The sequence below is a fragment of the Desemzia sp. FAM 23988 genome (assembly GCF_045528365.1).
GTDB lineage: Bacteria > Bacillota > Bacilli > Lactobacillales > Carnobacteriaceae > Desemzia.
Genome location: NZ_JBGQQS010000004.1, coordinates 1 through 17,271, shown reverse-complemented (window position 1 = coordinate 17,271; position 17,271 = coordinate 1). Strand labels below are relative to the sequence as shown.

Sequence of the window (17,271 nt, the reverse complement as noted above, 5' to 3'; positions counted from 1 at the left end):
ATAGGTATCAAATAGTGTTCTAATACTTACTCTCCCAATGGTTGCAGCTACTTTATAGAGTGAGAAATGAATACTTATTATTACTCTTGTTAGATACTTGGGGTAAGACTCGGTGCACTGTATGCTTTCTAGAGAGTATCATCAATCAGCCGCTGCTTTTTTTGAAATATTGTATTCTAAACTAGAACAGCCAAAAAATCAAACTAATTGCTAGAATAACTTGGAAGCAGCCAATCAGTAAGCCATATAACATGGTACGAGGCCCTTCTTTCAAGATATCAGAGAACTTGACCTGAAGACCAATTGCAGCTAAAGCGGTAATCTCAAATTGATTACTGATGACTTCGGAACTATGGATCATAAAGGAAGGTAAGGGTAGAAAACTTCTAAGCAAGAACAAAATGAAAAATCCTGCAATAAACCAGGGAATAGTCATTAGGCTTGCATTTTTTTCCAAATCAGCAGATATTGGATCAACTGCTGATTTAGAAAATAGCGGTTCTTCCTCTTTAGTGTTTAATTTACTGAAAGATAAGGCTACTCCGATGATAAGGAGGACTCTCATAAGTTTGAATACTATAGACAGATTAGTAACGTCCATACTTACCAATTTAGCTGAAGCAACGACTTGCCCTATGGATTGGACCGTTCCTCCAATCAAGGCTGATGTTTGAACGACTTCGTTGTGGTACAGAACAGAAGCGAGAATAGGCAGTAAGACCATCAATATGGTTCCTGTTACATTAACTATAGTGATGGACATGGCTTTATCTTTCTTGTCGGCATCAATCACCGGAGAGACAGTTCCAATAGCAGAAGAACCGCAGACTGCATTACCGGCACCCATCAGTAAAGACATTTTTTTATTGAACTTCATAGTTCGACCGACCCAATAAGCGAATAAAATCGTCAAAACCATTTGAAAAATAACGTAAATAAATCCAGTAAAACCAACTTGCTTGATGATTTGAAAATCTAAAATCATTCCATTTAACACGATCGACCATTCTAAGAGAGATTTTTCAGAAAACTTAGTTCCTCTTTTAAAATAAGGCTTGTTTAAAAAAGTATTTCCTAACAAAATTCCTAAAAAAATTGCGATCAGTGCTGCTCCTAGATTTGGCAGAAGGGCAGATAAATACTGGCTGATTAATGATATCAAAACACTGATTAGTAGCCCGGGCAAGATAGGATAGCTTTTTTTGAATTTTGCGAGCATGTTAAACCTCCTCCAAATATTTATGGTATTATGATATACCGAAGATTGTATAAAATAAAATAATCAATTATTATATAATTATAAGAAATTGTTATTGAGGAGTGGCATTAGATGTTAGATTACCGGTACCAAACATTCCTTACTTTGACAGAAGAAATGAATTACACGACCACAGCTAAAAGATTGCACATTACCCAGCCGGCTGTCACCCAGCATATTCAGTCTTTGCAACAGGAGTTAGGGGTTGAACTGATTCATTATGAAAAGAGACAATTATCATTAACCGCTAAAGGAAAACAGCTGCAAAAGGATCTTTATTTGCTCCAAAGAGAGATCGTTAAGGTGCAAGAGCAACTAACTTCTACTGTAGAGCACACTACCCTTTCATTTGGGGCTTCCTTGACGATTGGGGAATACATGATGCCTGGACTAATTGAGTCGTATTTGAACCAATATCCAGCGCACGATATCTCGATGGTAACGGACAATACCCAACATTTGATCGAATTGATGGAACATGGGAAAATTGATTTTGCGGTCGTAGAAGGAGAATTCAATCAGTCTGTATTTGAATTCCAGAAAATCGCTGAAGAACCGTTTATCGCTGTCTGTTCAGAAAAAAGTTCTTTATGGAAACAAGAACAGAGCATTAACGACTTATTTACTACACCTCTTCTAGTCCGTGAAGAAGGATCGGGATCACGCCTGATTTTCGAAACAGCTATAAAAAGCAAAGGGATCCACTTAGACAGCTTTTCGAAAGTTATGATGATTGGGAGCATTGGTGCAACTAAAAAATTAGTCGAAAAAAATTTAGGGATCAGTTTTATTTATCAGATGGCTGTTGAAGAGGAACTCAATAAAGGAATATTGAAAAAGATACCTTTAAGCGATTTTAATGTAATTCATTCATTTCATTTCATTTATCTAAAAAGAATTCAAGTGAGAGGGATGGAGACGATGAAGAACTTTTTAAAAGTCGCGGAATCAAACTAGACAGGCCTAATGTACAAGGCATGTTAAGTTTAACCGCTTTTTTGATTCTAAGCAGCAGAGTTGAAAAAATTCAGGTCTCAACAACTCTATGATCAAAGAGCATGAAATTAATCCAATAGGAATTGGGAGTGATGTAGATGTCAAAGGCTATATACATTATTCCTTTAATTCTGATTTAGGAAGCAAACACTTGTGAAAGAACTAGATTTGTATAAAAATGGCTTTCCAGAATCGCGGTAATTAAATTAATTGCTATAATTAAGCTTAGATATCTAAAGAATCCACCGTTTTTCTTCATTTCTTTGGTATAATGATTAAGATGATTTTTTATGAGAAGAGTAAGGTAAATAGAGTCAACTCGTAAAAGAAAAAGTATGCCGAAAAGAATACATAGGCTTACAGCAGAAAAGCCTGTGTATTTCTTTTTGTGTATTGCAGTAAATAGTTACACGGGGTGGTTTGTTGTAAGAGAGTAAGGAAAAGTATTTGTTATTAAGAAAATTATTTAGTTAAAAAAAGAAAAGAGGACATAGAATTGAACGAAAAAATATACGATAAGAACAGCATCAAAAAAATCAAAGGGTTAATGATTGGTCTTTTAGTCATTATCTTATTGGTAGGTGGATTTTTAGTGTTTTTTGAAAAAATCGAAAATGGTTATGTAGGGGTTCGTTATTCAATGAACGGCGGAGTGAGAGATCAAACGCTAAGCCAAGGGGTTAAATTTGTCGGATTGGATAAAGTAACTCAGTATCCTATTCGCTTACAGACGGTTAAAGCAGAGAAGTTGAATTTGGCTACGGAAGATGGAAAAGCTACCCATGTATCGATTACATATGCTTACAAAGTCGATTCGAAAAAAGTTTCCGATGTGTTTAAAGAATTTGGGAGCATCAGCGTAGAAGATATTGAAGCTAACTGGTTGAAGGCACAATTGCTGAAATCATCGCGTAGTGTCGTTGCTAGATATAGCTTGTTGGATGTAACGGGATCAAAATCAACAGAAGTTCAGCAATCGATTTTAGAAGATTTCACTAAAGCAGTTGAACCTAAAGGATTCTTGGTAGAAGACGTTGCTTTTGGAGTTCCAGATGTTGATGCGGAAACGCAAAAATCCATTGATGAGATCATCAAAGCGGGTCAAGAAAAAGAAAAAGCTCTCTTGGAAGCCGATACAGCCAAAACAAAAGCAGACAGTTTAGCTTACCAAAAAGTAAAAGCAGCAGAAGCAGAGGCGGAAGCCAATAAAAAATTATCTGAATCCATTTCTGAAGAATTGATCAAGTTAAAAGAAGTAGAAGCACGTTTAGAACATGGTTGGGTTGAAGTACAAACGGGTCAGGCAATTGTTGATACTAACGAGTAGGTGATAAAAATGATTTTCTTCTTAGGTAAACTTATTTTTGCAGCGATAGTGGTCATTTTAATAGGAAACTTATTGTCTTTGCTGTTTAAAAAAGATCCTAAACAGGAAGATGATGATTTGAATTTTTAAGGACTTGTTGCAAAAAGGGAAAAGGGATTCTTGTTTCACAACACAAGCTCTCTTTTTTTCCTTTCTTTTTTCTGCCACAGCTTTTATTACTTTATATTTCTTATCTTCATTCATCGTTAGTATTATCCTTTTCATGATTTTATTTTATCATTTTGGGACATTTTATGCTTCGACCTACTTAGGACATTATCACGTTCGAACGATAAATTCTAAAATAATAAAAATGTTTAGCTTGCCATCGATTTTCTTTTCAAGTATACTGAATTAACAAAATTAAATAGTTATTTAATCCGGAGAGCCTTTTAAAGGAGGCTGAGAGTGCTAGAAGCAGATTCGTGAACCTGATCAACTTTATTGTTGCGTAGGAAGATTATAATTTTTACTATACTCTTTTTCTGGATTATTAACTGGAAAAGGAGTTTTTATTTTGTCAAAAAAAGAATATGTCTCATACGGCAGTTGCGCAGTAGGTGTTCCTGGTTCAAAAGAAGGAATTGCGGGAATTAGATTCAACTTAGCCCCGATGTCTGATAACTTTGTCGACATTATCCTCTCTTCACTTGAAAATGTAGACACTTCTATGGTGTGGAGTGAAACTGATCCCACTTCAACGGTTTACCGTGGTAGAGAATCGGCTGTATTTGACGGCGTTCGAGCGGTATTTTCTCAAGCATATCATGATGATGTACATATGAGTCTTCATATGACTATCTCGAAAGGTTGCCCGGGAGATCACGATGCAGACTACACACTTGATTATGATGATAGACGTATCAATGACCGCAACAGCCGCAAAAGATCCTTCCCAGTTGTTGGTAAATTTTCGCTGTATCCAATGGGCACTGATAACTATATGTCACTTATTGAAGAAGTGGTTAACAATGGGATTGACCGAGGTGTTTATGCTGGAAGTGGCCATTACACGACTTACTTAAAAGGTGAAGTACATGATGTCTTTGATTATTTAGAATATGTCGCAGAAAGAACAGGCAAAGATGTTAGCCATTATATTATAGAAGCCTCTTTACTCTGTAACTTACCTGAGGGGGAATCATTATGAATAAAGAGCCATTGAAATTAAGAGACTTTATTTTTATGGGATTAATCTCTGTCGCATTTGGAATTGTTTATTTAATTGCATTGTATTTAGGAGCTGCTCTAACAACTGCTCTCACTCCAGCAGGTATTGGTATTTTAGGATATGAACCTTTTTACGGGATATGGTTTATGGCACCTGTTGTTGCTCTTTACGTTCTTAGACGGCCAAGCGTGGGTATTATTACTGAAATATTTGCTGCTGTTATAGAAGTTGTTTTGGGAAATGTTTTTGGTCCCATTGTTATAGTCAGTGCCTTTATTCAAGGTTTAGGTGTTGAATTGCCTTATATGTTTACGAAATACCGTCGCTATAATATGAGAAATTCAATGGTAGGTGCCGTTTTGGCTACCATTTTCAGTTTTATCTGGACTGCATTCAGAAACGATTATGCTTCACTTGAAATTTCTATCGTTATCGCTATCTTTGTTATTCGTTTAGTAAGTTCACTTATTTTTACTGGGTTTATTGCGCATAAAATTTGTATTGCTTTGGACAATACGGGGCTATTGAAATCTTATGGTGTCAGTCATGAAAAAGGGAAATAATCATGGACTTGTTGTTGAGCAATTAGAATTCAATCTAGAAGATAGCGTACACTTTTTGGATATAAGTTTTTCAATCAATCCTGGAGAAATTGTGCTTCTAGCGGGTGCAAGCGGATCAGGAAAAAGTACACTAGCAGGTGTTCTAACAGGATATTATCCTGAAAGTGGCGGCACATTAAAATCCGGCACAATTTCTGTTTCTGGACAAGACCTATTATCTATGGACAATCAGGAATCTATGAGGTATATATCTGCATCATTTCAGAATGCCCGACTAGCATTTGCTATGGAAAATCTCTATCAAGAATTAATTTTTTGCTTAGAGAACAAAGGTTTTGATCCTTCATTAATGGATGAAATGGTTAAAGAACACGCAAAGAAAACAGGTGTTACCGAATTGCTTGAACGTTCTTTTGATGCCATGTCTGGTGGAGAATTACAGCGATCAAACTTTTCATGTTTGGAAATCATTGATCCACTCGTCTATATATTAGATGAACCATTTTCTAACTTGGATGATCAAAAAGCAAACGAACTTCAAGAAACAATTTTAGAACTAAAAAAACAAAATAAAATCATTCTAGTCATCGATCACCGTCTTGATAGGTGGCAATTCGTTGACCGAATGATGGTATTAAGTCGAGTGGGGCAACTTCTAGAGACAAATATCTCACTTAATCCACTTTCTACTAACGATCAACTCCTACTTGAACAAGAAGGGTTATTATCAGAACTAGAAAAACCTCTGCAACGAGCAGAAGTATCAAATAACTTGGAGCCTATTTTTCAAATCGAAAATATAACGATTAAACTAGGAGAATATAAAACAAAGTGGCTGAAAAAAATGTGGCATCCTTACCGCATTTTAGTAAAAAACTGCAACATGAAGATTTATCCAGGAGAATTAATTGCATTACAAGGAAAAAGTGGATCCGGTAAATCAACTATTTTTCAGACGATTCTGGGGGAATATCCTTTTGACGGGACTATGCATATGAAAGATTTAAAGTTTGATTCTAAGAATAGGAAAGATTGGCTTTCTCAAATTGGAGTTGTTTTTCAAGATCCTTCTCTTCAATTTTTAACAACTTCATGTTTTGACGAATTGAATATTGGAGTGCAAGCTGTTTATCCTGAAAAGACTGAAGAAGAAACTACAAAATTAATCACTAATCTCTTGAAGCGACATAACTTAGAAGATCAAGCTTCTACTTCACCATGGCTTTTAAGTCAGGGTCAACAACGCCGATTAGCAGTACTTTGTATGTTAATTAAAGGACAGAGACTGCTACTAGTTGATGAACCAACCTACGGTCAAGATAAACAAAATGCACTCGAAATTATGAATAATTTAAATGAACTCAGGCAAAATGGAACGTCCATCATCTTCACCAGTCACGATCATGACTTAGTAAAGCACTATGCTGACCGTGGTTATTTACTAGAAAACCAAGAGTTAATTGAGGTGTCCTATGATTGATTGCATTAACCCATTTATAAAACTAATCACTGTTTTAGTCACCAGTTTACTCTTAATGTTCTCACCAGACTGGCGCCTCAATACTTTTATAATTGTGATTGTTCTCTTACTTCTATTTACTAGTAAAAGAGTTCAATTAAGGCAAGCATTAAAAATCATTCTTCCAGCTCTTTTCTTATCATTTGCTTTCTTCATTACAGGATGGCAGTTTAGTCATACTGGCGGTACTGACATTAGTCTATCCGCGCAGTCAACACGTTTTGTTGTGGAAGATGCTACATTTTTAAATGGGCTACGATTAGGGACACGTATCTTTTCTTTCGCAGTACTTGGTTTATTAACAGCATTGACTATCTATCCAAATGAGTTAATTGCTAGTATGGTTCAGCAAGGAAAGTTATCGAACAGTCTATCTTATGGTGTTTTGGCATCTGTTTATCTAATCCCTTCAATGAGGGAAAATTATTCACAAGCAAAACTAGCTTATCAAGTTAGACAAATTAAATTGAGGAAATTTGATTATAGACCCATGATTGGACTCCTCATTCGGTCTATACGTTGGTCTGATGCATTAGCAATGGCAATGCATGCAAAAGGTTTTTCTGAAGAACGGACCCATTACATTCAAACTAAAGTGAAGTGGTATGATGTTGTTTTTCTCATTACGCTTCCACTCATGACGTTAATCGGGTTGGTATACCTCAGACTCCTATAATTTAATTAAACCTGAATAATTCATAGTTTCTCAAAAATGAGTCAAAAACCTTGTTATAACAGTTTATTTTTTTTGGTTCTATAATAAATACGGTTGATGGATAATTTTTCCACCAACCGTATTTTTTCGTATGTAATGAAAAAAGAACGTATCTCCGATATAATTTAATCGCCAAACCAAATTAAAGGAGATACGTCCATATGCAACAGTTTATCGCAAATACACTGCAATTAAAAGACAAAAATATTTATTTTGATGGAGAAACCGTTGAAGAAAAGATGTATAAAGATCGACGCTCGTTGTTTTATCATGCTCAGTTATCCTATATCCCAGAAAGATATCCTGGATGTGGGACTAAAAACGAGCACTATTCTATTGTAAAAAATGGCACTAGAACATCGCGTCTAACGTTAATGCATGTGTCTGGCCTACCGGCCTACTTAATGTTAAAGAAACAACGTTTCTTCTGTAAAAAATGCCTCTCTGCTTATACTGCTCAAACAGCTATTGTCGATCAAGACTGCTTTGTCTCTACTCGTGTCAAGCAACACATCGCCGATCAAGCAACGAAAATAAAATCTGTGAAAATGATTGCTGAAGAACATTCGGTATCTTGGAATACGGTGCATCGCGTCATCACTCAAACGGCTGAAAAACTAAAAATTCGACCGGTTTCTTCTTTGCCGGATCACCTCAATTTTGATGAATTTAAAAGTGTCAACTCGGTTAAATTTTCGATGAGTTTTATTTATTGTGATGCGCTGACCCATAGGGTTGTAGATGTTGTAGCGAATAGACAAAAAGGTGAGTTATTGCGTTATTTCCAACGGTTCTCATTACCTGTCCGAAAAAAGGTAAAGACGGTAACAATTGATATGTACGAACCTTACATCCAATTAATTCCTGCTCTCTTTCCCAATGCAGCGACTATTTTTGATCGCTTTCTTATCGTTCAGGCTTTAAACAGAAAGCTAAATAAATGCAGAGTAACCCCCATGAATGAATACCGCTATAAAGACGGCCGTCTTTATAATAAATATAAAAGATACTGGAAACTGCCTTTAAAATCTGAAACCCTGTTAACTTCTTCCAAGTATGCTAAGTTTAAACTTTTCGATTACTTAACCAATACGCAATCTATTGTGGATTACTTAATGTCGTTAAATGAAACTTTAAAAGAAACATATACTGTCGTTCAAAATTTGCGTTACGCTTTAACAAATAATCAGAGGGAACTCTTTACATATGTTCTCAACCAAGCAAAAATCAAACCCATTTCAAGAGGATTGCAACGGGTACTCAGAACGTTGAGAAAATACCTCAGACTTGTCCAGAATACGTTTCAATACCCCCATTTAACAAATGGTCCTATTGAAGGAATCAATAATAAAATTAAAGACCTAAAACGAACGGCGTTCGGTTACCGAAATTACACAACTTCCGTAATCGGATTTTATTAATGACGCGCTTATATTTACCGGAGAAAGAAAAACAGACTAAGCAAGTTGCCTAGTCTGTGTAAAATTTTCTCATCAACCCTATTTGACGAAGAACCACTAAAGCAGTTGAGCCTAAAGGATTCTTAGTAGAAGACGTGGTTTTTGGAGTTTCGGATGTTGATGCGGAAATACAAAAATCAATTGATGAGATCATCAAAGCGGGTCAAGAAAAAGAAAAAGCTCTCTTAGAAGCTGATACAGCCAAAACAAAAGCTGCAGAAGCCGAGGCGGAAGCCAATAAAAAATTATCAGAATCCATTTCTGAAGAATTGATCAAATTAAAAGAAGTAGAAGCTCGCTTGGAACATGGCTGGGTTGAAGTACAAACTGGTCAAGCCATTGTAGATACTAACGAGTAGGTGATAACATGGTTTTCTTCTTAGCGAAGTTTATTTTTGCAGCGATAGTGGTCCTTTTGATAGGCAGTTTAGTATCGTTGCTGTTTAAAAAAGAACCTAAACAGGAAGATGATGATTTAGATTTCTAACGGGACTGGTTATCAAATAATTTCATTAACTTAAGAAACCAGCACCCATGCGTCTGATTAATCGCATGGGCGCTGGTTTAACGTTATTTAATTTTAGACTTAAGGATAAGAAAATGAAGGACGACTCCGATATTAGCAGACAAATAAATCATCTGATCGCTAAAAGAGATGTCGCTGAAGAAAAAGAAAAGCAGCACCGCTACAATGTACAACAGTTGGCTGGCAAACACTTTAGATCGAGCGACACGATTCCCTTTATCATCTTCACTTTTGATGCGGGATAAAAACCAAAATGGAATCAAAGACAAACAAGGCACTACTATCATGAGCAAGTTAAAAAGGTTAGAGTAGTCTATTTGATTTAGAGATAAAGCGTCCATCAAAGTACTTTGGATGGTAAACAATATGAGAGCAAGGAAACCAGCTATCGCTGGCATTTTCGTTTTTGCTCTCGTTTGTCGGATAAAAATCATAGCTAAAACAAAGAGAAGTAAATAGATACTGTTCTCATCATTTAAAGAGAGAAAAACAGTGAGACCCAATAAGGCGAGAACATCAAAAAGTGTCAGACTTTTGCCTGTGATGCCATTTACTGCTCTCATGTGAAGCACCAGCCACAAGGCATTAAGGAAGCCGATGCTTTCAAAATCAACTAGCATCGAAAGAGACAAAACAGCCGCTAAGTAGGCGGAATAGTCATGTGCCGGATCCAATTCTCTAGAGAATACCCAGGTCAAAAAGAATCCTCCGCCTAGTGAGATTCCTAAGGAGAACTCCCCAAACATTAGCCACCCTGCCGCAACTACTACCAATGCAGCGAGTACGATTATGAGATTAGGTTTATAACGCAAATCGATTTTTCTGCCTAATGTAAACATAACAACACTCCGTATAGTGAGAAAATGTACCAAACCAACAGTTAGTAAACAATAAAAAACTAGTGGCTCTTTTCCTTACTATAACAGAATGTACTCCCAATATCCTTAATGGCAGTTACAGGGATTACATTTGAAATATAAAAAGTGTATGCTGTTTTTGAGCGACATTACTGACATTTCTTAGACAATTTATCTGTTCTGTAAATGAAAATATGTTGTCACATCGCGGTTTATCCTGTATGATTTAGGGAAGAATGTAAACCGGATATTGTGAAGTTGGGCAAAGGATATGGGAAATCATGTTGAATGTAGAATAGTACAATTTTTAGAATGAGTTAGTCATTTTCAAAAATCTCCATTCATGTAGTTGCCGCTCCTCTTATCTCACTGAGAGTATTTAGTGTTACACCAATGAGGTGGTGGGAAAATGAATTCAAAAGAAAAAATGTTAGAGTTGATCAAAAAGAAACAAGCAGGCGGCGGGAAGTCTAAGCAAACGACCGATCCAAAGAATGATATGAAAAACATGCGCAAAGGTCCGAAGATTTTTAACAAATAATTTAGTCAAAAAAAGAATAGCTGTATACTGACCCCAAAATGCTAGATTTTTGCGGTCAGTATATAAGCTGTTCTTTTTTGTGTCTAAAAATCGAATCTATTGCCATGTCAATCAATGAAGCGCTTGAAATGGTATGTTAAACAAAATCGATGTAAAGGTGTAAGTTAAATGGAATTTGACATCAGATCGTTAAGGAAAAAATTAACGAAACGAGAAAATTTGCTGTGCAAGGTATGTGTCGTGATTGGTATACCAGAAAAATCCTGCTTCAGATGAATTTTATCATTTACACAAGATATTCTCAACTCTGTATTACATAGCTGTTCAGGTTAATTTGAAATACAATCAGTAATAAACTGTTCATCATATTTGGTCATATTTTGAACAACTACAAAATTTGAAGCATTTTTTATAAAAACTTTGTTCACATTGTCTACCATTGAGTCTTTCATAATAAAAGGAGCATAATGGAATTTAAAAGATTTATCACCTGGAATTTTTTTTAGAGCAATGGCATACTGAGGTGATAATGGCAAAAAGTAATCGATACTAGTGATGTCATTTATAATAACTGGATTATCAGATAAATATAATTTTTTATCTTCAGGGACCTCATATGTTTCTATATAATGATTATTTATTATATAATTCATTAGAGTTGTTATTGCTCCAGTATTATTGTCCTCATCAAATATTTTTTCTATTTGGTTTAGATCGTTATCTTCATAAAAAGATTTAGCTAAGTGTTTAGCTTCGTGATCACCCCAAATAAGTGCATTATAAAACACTTGTTGCATTTCAAAAGGAATATCACTTTTAAAAGCAATTTGCTTAATTTTAGGCAATCTAATTAAAACTAATATCAAATGTAACATTAACCATACTGTAAAGTTTTCATATTCTCCTGACGCAGTTGCTTCTTTAAGTATTTTATTTCTATCATTACTATCTAAAATAGAAATAAACTTATTAACCCATTTAGCAAGTTCAGATTCCATGTCAGCGAATTTATTCTCAGTATGATTTCGATTAATGTAATTACCACTCTTATCTTTTGTCTCATAAAAATCTTTTTCAGAAAAAACATTGTCAATTGAAGCCTGTATTCTTTTTGGAGAGGATTGTAGCAATACCGCATCTATTTTTTCATTTTGATTTAGAAACCTCTTTAGAATATACCTTGAAATATAGTGTTGTTTCTTCGTATAGTTCATATAGTTTAGCTCCTTGATTCTGTTTGTATTAAGTAACCAATAATTATATTACATTAAAATGAACTACTACTTCTTGTTATAAAGTCAATTCAGACTTTCTTGAACTGTTCTGCATGGGAAACTATACGAGACTTTATATTGTAAATCATAGTGAATAACTACAATTCAAGTATTAATTGAAAAATTAACATTAAAAGATTATCTTAAATAAAAGATAGTTTCACATTTTCCCACTAACCTAGACTTACTCCTGGCCAGCCTCCAAATACCGATAAAGATTCACATCAATCGGTTCTAAAAACTTTAAAAACATTTCTACCACTTTCTTCTTTTCGCCGTTTTGTAGAGGTTTTTCTAATTCAATGATGGAATCTTGTACAGGTTTTACTTCTCCTAAATAATAAAATTCTGTTCCTTCGTTATCTGATTTTTTCGCAAATACACGAATGTGCCATTTTTCAGCTTCCATTAACTTTTGTACTTCAGGTGAAGACATGGTTCTGGGAGACTTCGTGAACCACTTCATCGTAGAATAATCAATCAACTCATCTTCGTAAGCCATTTGGGCACCTGAGAAGGTTTCTCCTTTTTTCAGAGTGACGAAAATAACAAATTCATCTTTGCTTGAGGTATACCCACCAACGTTTTGATCCACCATTTGTTTCTCCCAGTTCAACAAACGCAAAACATCTTTTCGTTTGTATTTTTGGTAACGCGTTAAGGGCTCGGTAGAAGAATACTCTTTTGACTTTAGCAATCCTGTTTCAAGAATGTCGGTCATTAAATGTGTAAAATAGTCGTTTTCCATCGCTTCTTTAAATGAAGGCGACAATGATACTTCAGTTTCTACTCGCTCAATAAAAGCTTGTTGTTTATATAGAGCAGCCGCTGAACCAGTGTAAAAGCTTAAATCTAGAGTGTTGAGGACAGAATGGACTGTTTCTTCATCTGCTAGAATTCCATGCTCTGTAAACAACTCTTTGATCCCTGTTAATGAGATGCTTTGTGTTGGGTCCCTCATCAATCGTTCTAACAAAACCAATTCTTGTCTTCTCTTTCCTGGCAATAATTCTCTTGATGCAATCATCAAGAATCGATTTTCTACGTCAGAAATAGTCACTTCGTTTTGTTTGATGTTGACTAGAAAATCGTAATAACTATTTTTCTTATTAGCAACTAGCAAAGGATCAATCGTATGTTGTTCTTCAAAATCTTTCAAGTACGGTACACGACCAAGGCGATTATAAAGCAGTTGGAATGATTTTTTTAACTCGTTCATACTGTCCATAGACGCTTGATTGATGGACAAGAAGATCTGTTGTTTGGCGATTTTTTCAAAGTTAATAGAAGAAACGCCTGAAATAAAATTCGTATCAAAGGTGTCTTTACGCAAATTGTTCTTATCTCTAGACACATCACCAGATAAAGCCATTGGAATCATGTAATTGTTTTTGTAGTTACCAATAAAATCAATCACTGTGACGAATTTTTTAGAAGGGTCTTTTCTTAGACCACGTCCCAGTTGTTGGACAAAGATAATACTTGATTGAGTGTTCCGAAGCATGACTACTTGGTTGATTTTCGGAATATCAATTCCCTCATTAAATACATCTACAGTAAAAATGTATTCAATCTCGCCATCTTCTAACCGTTCGACTTGTCTTTCTCGTTCTTCTAACAAGTGTTCTCCAGTTAAATAAGAACTAGGATGTCCTTTTTGCTGGAACAAAGCAGACAACGTTTTTGCTTCTTCTTTGCGGCTACAAAAAACCAATCCTTTAGGGATATTGCCAGAACATCCATAATAGTCAAGTTTTTCTAACAAATAAGTGACACGTTCTTCCTCAATCAAATACTTCAGATCTGTCGACTCAGAAATCAGTTCTCCATCTTTTACATAATCGGTTACTCCAAAATAGTGGAAAGGAGAGAGCATATCTTCTTCCAATGCTTCTTGAAGACGAATTTCATAAGCAATGTTGTAGTCGAACAATTCAAAAATATTGAATCCATCAGTTCGCTCAGGTGTTGCTGTCATGCCTAATAAGAAGTCTGGTTGAAAATAATTCATTACTCGATGATACGAAGGAGCGCCAGCTTTATGGACTTCATCAATTAAGATGTAATCAAAATGGTCCTTAGCAAATTGTTGCAAGACTAGATCTTTAGAAATGGTTTGGATTGTAGCAAATAAATAAGTAGCTTCAATTTCTTTCTTGTTTCCAGAAAGAATACCATAGTCTTCATTGTTACCACCAAGGATCTTTTGGAAATCACTTTTAGCTTTATTTAGGATTTGTTCCCTATGGACAATAAATAAAACCCGTTTAGGTTTAGCTTGTAAGACATCAAAAGCAGACAAATATGTCTTCCCAGTCCCTGTAGCAGAAATAACTAAGCCTTTTTTAGCGCCTGTAGCTCGTAGTTCTTTAAGATTCAATAGGGCTGTTTTTTGCATGGTATTTGGCACGATATAAGAATTCGGCTCATCAATAAGAGTCGGGTCTTGAATAGTGTTAACTTCTTTATAATAGGTTGCTGGTTGATAACTCTGTTTATAATTGCGAAGCCAATCATCATTTAATACTAGAGCCGCTTGCCATTCTTGTTCCATATGTAATTGAATCTCTTGGATCATTTGACCGTGGTCATAAGAAGTTAAGCGCACATTCCACTCATAGTTGACTTTTAAAGCGCTCATGGTCAAATTAGAACTCCCGATAATGAAAGAATGATATCCCGATTGCTTAAATAAATAGCCTTTGGAGTGAAAACCTTCCTTTTTGGAAATACGGACTTCTACATTAGGAATTTTCATTAAGTCTTCAAAGACAGCAGGTTGATTAAAGGCTAAGTAGATAGAAGTCAAAATTTTCCCTTTGATTCCACGGAGATGAAGGTCCGCTAATTGTGTTTTTAGTGCTGCAAGACCGCTTTGAGTTAAGAAAGCTACTGAGAAAAAGAATTCTTCGCATGTATCCAATTCGTTTTGTACCACATTTAGCATGTATTGCTTTTTCTTCGTATCATTGAGGATGATTTGAGGATCATATAAAGATCCTTCAGTTTTTTGATCTATAAAGGCTTTTTTTAATGAACGCTCTAACATATCTGTCATTCTACTATTCCCATTTCCATTAATTTCTCAACAGCTGGTATATCTGCTGGTGCCCATTCTAATTGGTTTAATTCTTTAGGTTCTAGCCATTTCACAGCAATGTGTTCAGTCAACTGTGGCGTACCTTTTTTCAAGAAGCAAACAAAAGTGGTCAAGTGGACTAAACCAAAGTCATATTGGTAACTGGTTTGTTCAAACACATCAGGTTGTACATCCATTTCAATAAGGAGTTCTTCTTGAAGTTCTCGTATCAAGGCCTCTTGAGGGGATTCCCCAGCTTCTATTTTCCCACCAGGAAATTCCCACAAATAAGCTAGCGATTTGCTTTCGCCTCTTTGTGCACATAGGATTTTCCCGTTTTCTATTAAAATAGCGCCTACAACAGTAATTTCTTTCAATGTGCTCACTTCCTTCTACATTGTTTAATACTTTTATCATATCACTTTTGAGCTTAGGTATAAATTTAATTAACGAGCCTAACCAGAATAGACGATTTCCACCACTTCAGGTTACAAATCGTCTGTTTTTTAATTAATATTTTTTGAAATAAAAATTCAGAAATTTGTAACGATATGTTAAGCTCATTCTTCTACTCGTTGATTGAACGTTCTTTAGGTAACTTGATGAGAACGGTTGTTCCAACATTTAGTTCAGATTTGTATGAAATGGCATTATTAATATCATAAAACAATGAAATCCTTTGCTGAACGTTTTGAATTCCATAATGCTTACTATGGTGTTTTAATATATTACTTACTTGATCAGAAGTCATGCCTGCTCCATTATCCGTTATTTCAAACTGAATAAAATCATCGACGAGACTTCCACGAATAGTCAATATTCCTCTACGATTTTCTTCTATATGATCAATACCGTGAAAAATAGCATTTTCTACAAAAGGTTGAATTAAGAGCGTAATAATTTCATATTCTTTAATATCATGATGCACATCGGTTATTAAATCAAAAGAATTATTATGCATCTTTAATTGAATTTTTGCATAAGTAAGGGTTAAGTCTAATTCTTTTTCTATAGACAAAGTATTTTTACCATTATTCAAACTAAGACGATAGAACCGAGAAAGAAGCTGCGTCATTTCGCTAATTTCTTCGTTTCCAATCATGATAGCTTTATTACTGATCAATGAAAGAGAATTATAAAAGAAATGAGGATTAATCTGTGCCTGCAGAGCGCGTAATTCATGCTTTTTCTGATTAATTTCTGATTTGTAAACTTGGTCAATCAGATTTTGGATTTGTTGAATCATTTGATAAAAACTACGGTATAAATAGCCGATTTCATCATCTAGCTGGTATGTGGGTTTTAGTTTTAAAGTGTTTTCTGGTGAACCCTTCATAGTTTCTGTAAGTTGTTGGATAGGTAATACGACTGTTTTGGATAACCCCCAAATGGATAAAGTTAACATTAATAAAACAAAAACAAAAATTAGAAATGCAACGAAAATCAGTATAAGAACCCCTGTATAGATAGAATAGAAAGGTCTGGAAAAAGTTAAACTCCATGAGTTTGCAAAAGTTTTTGTACCCTCTGAGCTGGATTGAGCAAAAGGTTGCAGTAGACGATGAATAAAACTTAACTGACTTTGTTTAGGTTGATTAGAAAAGTGGAACAGTGTTTCTTCTTTATCGGTTTGTATAGTTAAGGCATAAGGATCATTAGAAATGGTATCTAAATTTTGAAATATCACTTCAGGTGCTATTTCAAAAACTACAATATTAATATCTTCTCTAATATTAGAAAAAATTTGACTGTATAAAAATATTTTTTTACTTTTTGTATCAAAAAAATAAGAAACTTTTGTTGTATTGTTTAGCACTAGTGTTGCATGAAACATAATATGTTTCACAATGTTATGTATCCTATTCCAATATGCAAAAAAGTCCTTTATACTGAACTTGGATGACTTATCCAAGACCAATAAAAAGGACCCAACTTATGGATAAGTA

General features: G+C 35.0%; 15 protein-coding genes, 1 pseudogene and 1 riboswitch. Of the genes and pseudogenes, 9 read left to right on the top strand and 7 right to left on the bottom strand.

What is annotated here, in order from left to right:
• Positions 1 to 181: 181 nt before the first annotated feature.
• Positions 182 to 1,219, bottom strand: a complete 1,038-nt coding sequence (locus ACEN4L_RS03420) for a YeiH family protein (protein ID WP_407095957.1) — start codon at positions 1,217 to 1,219, stop codon at positions 182 to 184.
• 111 nt (positions 1,220 to 1,330) lie between these two features.
• Between ACEN4L_RS03420 and ACEN4L_RS03415 the strand changes: the two genes are divergently transcribed.
• Positions 1,331 to 2,215 carry a LysR substrate-binding domain-containing protein gene (locus ACEN4L_RS03415; protein ID WP_407095956.1) on the top strand — a complete coding sequence of 295 codons (885 nt, stop codon included), beginning with the start codon at positions 1,331 to 1,333 and terminating at the stop codon, positions 2,213 to 2,215.
• A gap of 586 nt (positions 2,216 to 2,801) precedes the next feature.
• Complete coding sequence (locus ACEN4L_RS03410) at positions 2,802 to 3,581, top strand: SPFH domain-containing protein (protein WP_407096087.1); 780 nt, start codon at positions 2,802 to 2,804, stop codon at positions 3,579 to 3,581.
• A 69-nt stretch (positions 3,582 to 3,650) separates the two neighbouring features.
• Here the strand turns inward: ACEN4L_RS03410 and ACEN4L_RS03405 are convergent, their stop codons facing one another.
• Positions 3,651 to 3,824: a hypothetical protein gene (locus ACEN4L_RS03405; RefSeq protein ID WP_407095955.1), complete on the bottom strand. Its 174-nt coding sequence runs from the start codon at positions 3,822 to 3,824 to the stop codon at positions 3,651 to 3,653.
• A 167-nt stretch (positions 3,825 to 3,991) separates the two neighbouring features.
• Positions 3,992 to 4,095: riboswitch (TPP riboswitch) on the top strand.
• Between the two features lie 42 nt (positions 4,096 to 4,137).
• Between ACEN4L_RS03405 and ACEN4L_RS03400 the strand changes: the two genes are divergently transcribed.
• The 6 genes and pseudogenes from ACEN4L_RS03400 (at position 4,138) to ACEN4L_RS03375 (ending at position 9,407) form a co-directional block, all read left to right on the top strand.
• Positions 4,138 to 4,770 (top strand): YkoF family thiamine/hydroxymethylpyrimidine-binding protein, encoded by a 633-nt coding sequence (locus ACEN4L_RS03400; RefSeq protein ID WP_407095954.1) that lies wholly within the window; start codon positions 4,138 to 4,140, stop codon positions 4,768 to 4,770.
• A complete protein-coding gene (locus ACEN4L_RS03395) occupies positions 4,767 to 5,354 on the top strand; it encodes an ECF transporter S component (protein ID WP_188205490.1) in 588 nt (195 codons plus the stop codon). The genes ACEN4L_RS03400 and ACEN4L_RS03395 overlap by 4 nt, the downstream gene beginning before the upstream one ends.
• Positions 5,338 to 6,834 (top strand): ABC transporter ATP-binding protein, encoded by a 1,497-nt coding sequence (locus ACEN4L_RS03390; protein ID WP_407095953.1) that lies wholly within the window; start codon positions 5,338 to 5,340, stop codon positions 6,832 to 6,834. Before ACEN4L_RS03395 ends, ACEN4L_RS03390 begins: the two co-directional genes overlap by 17 nt.
• Entirely contained in the window at positions 6,827 to 7,549 is a 723-nt protein-coding gene (locus ACEN4L_RS03385; protein WP_407095952.1) for an energy-coupling factor transporter transmembrane component T family protein, read from the top strand. The genes ACEN4L_RS03390 and ACEN4L_RS03385 overlap by 8 nt, the downstream gene beginning before the upstream one ends.
• 200 nt (positions 7,550 to 7,749) lie before the next feature.
• Positions 7,750 to 9,062, top strand: a pseudogene (locus tag ACEN4L_RS03380) (ISL3 family transposase).
• Positions 9,063 to 9,143: 81 nt separating this feature from the next.
• A complete protein-coding gene (locus tag ACEN4L_RS03375; protein ID WP_188205278.1) occupies positions 9,144 to 9,407 on the top strand; it encodes a hypothetical protein in 264 nt (87 codons plus the stop codon).
• Between the two features lie 211 nt (positions 9,408 to 9,618).
• On the opposite strand, the gene ACEN4L_RS03370 is transcribed toward ACEN4L_RS03375, so the two are convergent.
• A complete protein-coding gene (locus tag ACEN4L_RS03370) occupies positions 9,619 to 10,413 on the bottom strand; it encodes a hypothetical protein (protein WP_407095951.1) in 795 nt (264 codons plus the stop codon).
• Between the two features lie 427 nt (positions 10,414 to 10,840).
• Between ACEN4L_RS03370 and ACEN4L_RS03365 the strand changes: the two genes are divergently transcribed.
• Positions 10,841 to 10,972, top strand: a complete 132-nt coding sequence (locus ACEN4L_RS03365; protein WP_262926741.1) for a hypothetical protein — start codon at positions 10,841 to 10,843, stop codon at positions 10,970 to 10,972.
• A 329-nt stretch (positions 10,973 to 11,301) separates the two neighbouring features.
• Here ACEN4L_RS03365 and ACEN4L_RS03360 read toward each other — a convergent pair whose 3' ends face one another.
• The 4 genes from ACEN4L_RS03360 to ACEN4L_RS03345 all read right to left on the bottom strand — a co-directional run bounded on the left by ACEN4L_RS03360 (position 11,302) and on the right by ACEN4L_RS03345 (position 17,171).
• A complete protein-coding gene (locus ACEN4L_RS03360) occupies positions 11,302 to 12,186 on the bottom strand; it encodes a DUF4238 domain-containing protein (protein ID WP_407095950.1) in 885 nt (294 codons plus the stop codon).
• 244 nt (positions 12,187 to 12,430) lie between these two features.
• The gene (locus tag ACEN4L_RS03355) at positions 12,431 to 15,304 is read right to left on the bottom strand and encodes a DUF3427 domain-containing protein (RefSeq protein ID WP_407095949.1); all 2,874 of its coding nucleotides are present in this window, start codon (positions 15,302 to 15,304) and stop codon (positions 12,431 to 12,433) included.
• Positions 15,301 to 15,702, bottom strand: a complete 402-nt coding sequence (locus tag ACEN4L_RS03350; protein ID WP_407095948.1) for a (deoxy)nucleoside triphosphate pyrophosphohydrolase — start codon at positions 15,700 to 15,702, stop codon at positions 15,301 to 15,303. The genes ACEN4L_RS03355 and ACEN4L_RS03350 overlap by 4 nt, the downstream gene beginning before the upstream one ends.
• A gap of 191 nt (positions 15,703 to 15,893) precedes the next feature.
• Positions 15,894 to 17,171, bottom strand: a complete 1,278-nt coding sequence (locus ACEN4L_RS03345; protein WP_407095947.1) for a sensor histidine kinase — start codon at positions 17,169 to 17,171, stop codon at positions 15,894 to 15,896.
• Positions 17,172 to 17,271: the final 100 nt, after the last annotated feature.

Excerpts from the sequence above, each read along its gene's own strand:
- ACEN4L_RS03370 (WP_407095951.1), bottom strand. The coding sequence starts at position 10,413 with ATGTTTACATTAGGCAGAAAAATCGATTTGCGTTATAAACCTAATCTC.
- ACEN4L_RS03390 (WP_407095953.1), top strand. The coding sequence starts at position 5,338 with ATGAAAAAGGGAAATAATCATGGACTTGTTGTTGAGCAATTAGAATTC.
- ACEN4L_RS03415 (WP_407095956.1), top strand. The coding sequence starts at position 1,331 with ATGTTAGATTACCGGTACCAAACATTCCTTACTTTGACAGAAGAAATG.
- ACEN4L_RS03420 (WP_407095957.1), bottom strand. The coding sequence starts at position 1,219 with ATGCTCGCAAAATTCAAAAAAAGCTATCCTATCTTGCCCGGGCTACTA.
- ACEN4L_RS03395 (WP_188205490.1), top strand. The coding sequence starts at position 4,767 with ATGAATAAAGAGCCATTGAAATTAAGAGACTTTATTTTTATGGGATTA.
- ACEN4L_RS03410 (WP_407096087.1), top strand. The coding sequence starts at position 2,802 with ATGATTGGTCTTTTAGTCATTATCTTATTGGTAGGTGGATTTTTAGTG.
- ACEN4L_RS03360 (WP_407095950.1), bottom strand. The coding sequence starts at position 12,186 with ATGAACTATACGAAGAAACAACACTATATTTCAAGGTATATTCTAAAG.
- ACEN4L_RS03405 (WP_407095955.1), bottom strand. The coding sequence starts at position 3,824 with ATGAATGAAGATAAGAAATATAAAGTAATAAAAGCTGTGGCAGAAAAA.
- ACEN4L_RS03365 (WP_262926741.1), top strand. The coding sequence starts at position 10,841 with ATGAATTCAAAAGAAAAAATGTTAGAGTTGATCAAAAAGAAACAAGCA.
- ACEN4L_RS03385 (WP_407095952.1), top strand. The coding sequence starts at position 6,827 with ATGATTGATTGCATTAACCCATTTATAAAACTAATCACTGTTTTAGTC.
- ACEN4L_RS03355 (WP_407095949.1), bottom strand. The coding sequence starts at position 15,304 with ATGACAGATATGTTAGAGCGTTCATTAAAAAAAGCCTTTATAGATCAA.